The 1,685-nt window shown below is 70.9% G+C and carries 1 protein-coding gene and 1 pseudogene; one reads left to right on the top strand and one right to left on the bottom strand.

All coding sequences use genetic code 11. The features are described 5' to 3' along the window. Positions 1-99: pseudogene (locus ADK41_RS38685) on the top strand (winged helix-turn-helix domain-containing protein); the annotation flags it as partial. A gap of 22 nt (positions 100-121) precedes the next feature. Here the strand turns inward: ADK41_RS38685 and ADK41_RS03425 are convergent. Next, the gene (locus ADK41_RS03425; RefSeq protein WP_030835900.1) at positions 122-1,324 is read right to left on the bottom strand and encodes an IS110 family transposase; all 1,203 of its coding nucleotides are present in this window, start codon (positions 1,322-1,324) and stop codon (positions 122-124) included. Between the last annotated feature and the right edge of the window lie 361 nt (positions 1,325-1,685).

Genomic DNA, 1,685 nt, shown 5'->3' on the forward strand with positions numbered 1-1,685 from the left:
CAGGCCTGGACCCTGGCCAGGATCAAGACGCTGATCGGGCGCCGGTTCCACCGGACTCTCACGCTCTCGGCCATCGCGCGGATGCTCCGGCGTCACGGGGGGGGTGCCTCTATGTCCTTCGTCAAGCGAGTCGGGGGCTCCTCGGCTCGTAGAAGGTGCCGTCGCGGAGCATGGCGAACAGGACGCTGATGCGGTGGCGGGCGAGGCGGAGGAGGGCCTGGGTGTGGGTTTTGCCGCGGGCTCGGCAGCGGTCGTAGTAGGTCCGGGAGGCGGGATCGTGGAGGGCTGCGAACGCGGAGAGGAACATCGCTCGTTTCAGCTGCCGGTTGCCGCCTCTGGGGGCGTGCTCGCCATGGATCGACGTGCCGGACTGCCGGGTTGCCGGGGCGAGGCCGGCGTAGGAGGCCAGGTGGGCGGCGGTGGGGAAGCTGGTGCCGTCGCCGACGGTGGCCAGCAGGACGGCGGCGGTCCTGACGCCGATGCCGGGCATCGAGGTCAGGACCTGGGAAAGAGGGTGGGCCTCCAGCAGTGCCTCGATCCGGGTTTCCAGGACCCGGCGTTGTTCGTGAACGGCGGCCAGCGACTTCGCCAGCGACGGGACGATCACGTCGAGGGTGCCGGTGCCCGGGACGGTGACGGTCTGCTCGTCGAGTGCGGTGAAGATGTCATCGGCCAGCCGCTCGGCCATGCGCGGGGCTCTCGGGCGGATGATCTCGACGAGCTTGCGGCGGCCTGCTGTGCGGAGTGCTTGCGGGGATCCGTAGCGCTCGAGGAGCCAGGTCACTGCCGGATGGTCCAGGCGCGGGCCGAGGACGCGCTCCAGGCTGGGGTGGAACTGGGTGAGCAGGCCGCGGATGCGGTTGGAGGTGCGGTTGGCCTCGCCTGCGAGGTCCTGGTCGAAGCCGACCAGCATGGTCAGCTCCGCGGTGACCTCGTCGGTCAGGTCGAGGGTGCGCAGGGTGTGGGGCATGGTGCGGGCGGCGTCCGCGATGACCGCGGCGTCCTTCGCGTCGGTCTTGGCCTCGCCGGGGTAGAGGTCGGCGATCCGTCGCATCGCCAGTCCGGGCAGGTAGGCGACCTGGCAGCCGGCGTCCCGGGCGACGGTCAGCGGCAGGGCGCCTATGGAGGCGGGCTGGTCCACGACCACCAGGACCGTGCCGAACTTGGTGGTGAGCTTGTCGAAGACAGCCCGCAGCTTCGGTTCGCTGTTGGGCAGCTGTTTGTCGAAGACCGTCTTCCCGGCCGGGGTCAGGCCGTGGCCGTGATGCGTCTGCTTGCCGACGTCCAGCCCCAGGAAGACGCCCACCCCGTCGATGCTGATCACCGTGCCCCCACATGCGTCGATACGTGCCGGCCTCGGCGGTCGGGGCCGTTCGCGCGCAGCCACGTTATGCAGACCTGCCGCCCGCGAGCGGCCGGGCCTTGCGCCCGGCCGGGCGGTGGTCGGACCTCTGATCAGCGTCTCCGACGGCACCCCTCGGACCCGGTGACACCACCCCCCAGGTCATCCGATCGACAGGGGGCAACAGTCATGCCGGGCCCGGAGGCCAGCGGCCCCATTGCGGAGCCGCGAAGAACATAACGGGGGGGGGAGCCACCAGGTTCCGGCCCGACGGGCGATCGAGCGCGACGAGGACGCGGTCGCCGGCTGGGTGAAGGAGACCTGGCCTCGGGTAAAAGGACCG

Origin of the sequence: Streptomyces caelestis, from assembly GCF_001279005.1 — a bacterium.
Taxonomy (GTDB): domain Bacteria; phylum Actinomycetota; class Actinomycetes; order Streptomycetales; family Streptomycetaceae; genus Streptomyces; species Streptomyces heliomycini.